The 1,308-nt window shown below is 41.1% G+C and carries 1 protein-coding gene; it reads left to right on the top strand.

Annotated elements, in window-relative coordinates; translation table 11 throughout:
• The first annotated feature begins 167 nt into the window (after positions 1-167).
• A complete protein-coding gene (locus tag R7Z77_RS23955; RefSeq protein WP_318136873.1) occupies positions 168-1,298 on the top strand; it encodes an ISAs1 family transposase in 1,131 nt (376 codons plus the stop codon).
• Positions 1,299-1,308: the final 10 nt, after the last annotated feature.

Here is a 1,308-nt window from a genome sequence, read left to right as displayed (position 1 = left end):
CAGGGCAAGATCATGAAAATCCTTTATGGCATAAGGGGTGACGTGAAGTGATGTTTCCACTAATTTGTACATTTAAATCACAATAATTTCAATACATTCAAGATCGATTTGATGATCAGATTTAGGTGTGATCATATACTGTTTTTTAACAGCAGATATTTAGCCTAATGAACGGATTAAGCCTTTTGGACCATATATCAGTTATTCGAGACCCTCGCCAAGCTTGGAAAATAGAGCACACGCTAACCGACATTATCTTCTTAACGATTACAGCAGTGATTGCTGGTGCTGAAGGTTGGGAGGATATTGAAGATTTTGGTGAAGATAACTTGGATTGGCTTAGACAGTATGGTGATTTCAAACAAGGCATACCGGTACACGATACCATTGCCCGAGTTATCAATCTAATCTCCGCTAAGCAACTGCAACGATGCTTTACTGCGTGGATGAAAGACTGTCATGAAGCGACTGAGGGCGAAGTTATTGCTATCGATGGCAAAACTCTCAGAGGTACATACAACAAAGACAAGCGTTGTGGTGCAATCCATATGGTTAGTGCGTTTAGTTCAGCAAACCAAGTTGTACTAGGACAAGTTAAAACTGCAGATAAAAGCAATGAAATCAAAGCGATTCCTGAACTGCTTGAAATGCTTTCCTTGCGAGGTTGTTTAGTGACGATTGATGCTATGGGATGCCAGAAGGATATAGCTGAAAAGATAGTCATTCAAGATGCAGATTACCTCTTAGCGGTAAAAGGCAATCAAAAACGATTGGAGCAAGCGATTAGCCAAGAGTTTAATTCTAGTATGATTAATAGTTTTGAAGGTGATAAATACGTCACTCAAGAGAAAGGTCATGGTCGTACAGAAACACGTTTGAGTATGGTTGTTCACAATACAGATTTCTTAGGCGATATAGCGTTTGGTTGGGCCGAACTCTCCACAATTGGTATGGTCGTTTCAATTCGTCAAGAAGGTGATAAGCCAGCAGAAACAATGCAAGTCAAGCACTACATAAGCTCAGCAAAACTAACGGCTAAGGCTTTACTAGAGAGCACGCGAGCACATTGGAGCATTGAAAATCAGATGCACTGGCGATTAGATGTTGGTTTTAAAGAAGATGAATGTCGGATACGTCGAGAGCAAGCTGGTGAGAACTTAGCAGTTATAAGGCATATTGCTTTAAACCTGCTGACGGAAGAAACCAGCTTCAAAGCTGGGATCAAAAGAAAGCAGAAAAAAGCGAACCGTAGCAACAGCTACCTTTCGCAAGTCCTTGCAGGGCAAGGGGTTTCGTAATCTTTCCCTG

It is taken from the genome of Vibrio sp. 1401, from assembly GCF_033340295.1.
This window is presented reverse-complemented; position numbering and strand designations above follow the sequence as displayed.

Coding starts and splice junctions, on each gene's coding strand:
- R7Z77_RS23955 (WP_318136873.1), top strand. CDS start 168: ATGAACGGATTAAGCCTTTTGGACCATATATCAGTTATTCGAGACCCT.